We start from the raw sequence: 2,264 nt of genomic DNA on the forward strand, positions 1-2,264 counted from the left end.
GTACCACATGATAGGTGAGGATCTTGGTGAGCTGCTTCTTGTTCTCCGGCTTCACCAGCGTATCGACAGTGCCGGCCGGCAGCTTGTCGAACGCCATGTTGGTCGGCGCGAACACCGTGAACGGGCCCTTGCCCTCCAGCGTCTTGACCAGGCCGGCGGCCTTCACGGCGGCGACCAGCGTGGTGTGATCCTTGGACTTGACGGCGTTCTCGACGATGTTTTTCGACGGATACATCGGCGCGCCGCCGACCATCACGGTGTCGCCGGAGCTCTTCATCATCTTGCCGGATTCGGCGGAGGCCGGGACGCTCACAGTGGCGGCGAGCGCCAGAGCGCTGAAGGCGGCGGCGGTCAGCAGAGCAATTCGCTTCGTCATGGTTCGTCTCCCGAGAGTGATGGCAGCCCGCGATCGCCGCGGGCGGGGTTGAGTGACGCTGGCGTGCACCTTCAAGGGCTCGGCGCCTCGTCGCGGCGAGCTACGGGAGGTTTTCAGCGCCGTTTCAGGAATTCTTTTTTGTCGCAGGCTGAAACCGAACGCGACTTTGTTCGTTTAGGCGCGCCACGGACCGGTTCTGGCGTTGCGCTGGTCGGAGCGTTCTTGCTAATCAACGGCGCTTTCCCGACAACCTGACGCGACCGGAACATCGACATGAACGCCAACCTGTTCGCCCGCCTGTTCGATAAGCTCGACGACCCGCACAAACTCGCGATCGAAACCGCGGCCGGCGACAAGATCAGCTACGCCGATCTAGTCGCGCGGGCAGGGCGCGTCGCCAACGTGCTGGTGGCGCGCGGGTTGAAGCTCGGCGACCGTGTTGCGGCGCAAACCGAGAAGTCGGTCGAGGCACTGGTGCTGTATCTCGCCACGGTGCGGGCCGGCGGCGTGTATCTCCCGCTCAACACCGCCTATACGCTGCATGAGCTCGATTACTTCATCACCGATGCCGAGCCGAAGATCGTAGTATGCGATCCCTCCAAGCAGGGCGGCATCGCGGCGATCGCCGCCAAGGTTGGCGCCACGGTCGAAACGCTCGGGCCGGACGGCCAGGGCTCGCTGACCGACGCGGCCGCGCAGGCCAGCGAGGCCTTTGCCACGGTCGAACGCGGCGCCGATGATCTTGCGGCGATCCTGTACACGTCGGGCACCACCGGCCGCTCCAAAGGCGCGATGCTGAGCCACAACAATCTCGCGTCGAACTCACTGACGCTGGTGGAATTCTGGCGCTTCACGCCGGACGACGTGCTGATCCACGCGCTGCCGATCTATCACACGCATGGATTGTTCGTGGCCAGCAACGTCACGCTGTTCGCGCGTGGATCGATGATCTTCCTGCCGAAGTTCGATCCCGACAAGATTCTGGACCTGATGGCGCGCGCCACGGTGCTGATGGGCGTGCCGACGTTCTACACGCGGCTGCTGCAGAGCCCGCGGCTGACCAAACAGACGACCAGCCATATGCGGCTGTTCATCTCCGGCTCGGCGCCGCTGCTCGCCGATACCCACCGCGAATGGGCGGCAAAGACCGGTCACGCCGTGCTCGAGCGCTACGGCATGACCGAGACCAATATGAACACCTCGAACCCGTATGACGGCGACCGCGTCCCCGGCGCAGTCGGCCCGGCACTGCCCGGCGTCTCGGCGCGGGTGACCGATCCGGAAACCGGCAAGGAGCTGCCGCGCGGCGAGATCGGCATGATCGAGGTGAAGGGCCCGAACGTGTTCAAGGGCTATTGGCGGATGCCGGAGAAGACCAAGTCGGAATTCCGCGACGACGGCTTCTTCATCACTGGCGACCTCGGCAAGATCGACGAGCGCGGCTACGTCCACATTCTCGGCCGCGGCAAGGATCTGGTCATCACCGGCGGCTTCAACGTCTATCCGAAGGAAATCGAGAGCGAGATCGACGCCATGCCTGGCGTGGTCGAGTCCGCGGTGATCGGCGTGCCGCACGCCGATTTTGGCGAGGGCGTCACCGCCGTGGTGGTGCGCGACAAGGACGCCAGCATCGACGAGGCGCAGGTGATCAAGGGCCTCGACGGTCAGCTCGCCAAGTTCAAGATGCCGAAGAAGGTGATCTTCGTCGACGACCTGCCGCGCAACACGATGGGCAAGGTCCAGAAGAACGTCCTGCGCGAGACGTATAAGGATATTTACAAGTAATCGTCCCGCACCTTCACCATCACCTTACACACACCGTCATTCCGGAGCGCGCGTAGCGCGAACCCGGAATGACAGTGGATGGGCCGGCCGAACTAACTACGGC

2 protein-coding genes are annotated in these 2,264 nt (G+C 63.9%); one reads left to right on the forward strand and one right to left on the reverse strand.

The window, feature by feature from the left end; all coding sequences use genetic code 11:
- Nucleotides 1-376: fasciclin domain-containing protein (locus DYI24_RS25310; RefSeq protein WP_164574272.1), on the reverse strand; the 376-nt coding region annotated here is incomplete at its 3' end.
- Between the two features lie 273 nt (nt 377-649).
- Here DYI24_RS25310 and DYI24_RS25315 point away from each other — a divergent pair.
- On the forward strand, nt 650-2,161 hold the full coding sequence (locus DYI24_RS25315) for a malonate--CoA ligase (RefSeq protein ID WP_164574273.1): 1,512 nt from the start codon (nt 650-652) through the stop codon (nt 2,159-2,161).
- Nucleotides 2,162-2,264: the final 103 nt, after the last annotated feature.

Source organism: Rhodopseudomonas sp. BR0C11, from assembly GCF_010820945.1.
GTDB classification, from domain to species: Bacteria; Pseudomonadota; Alphaproteobacteria; order Rhizobiales; family Xanthobacteraceae; genus Rhodopseudomonas; species Rhodopseudomonas palustris_H.

Coding starts and splice junctions, on each gene's coding strand:
- DYI24_RS25315 (WP_164574273.1), top strand. CDS start 650: ATGAACGCCAACCTGTTCGCCCGCCTGTTCGATAAGCTCGACGACCCG.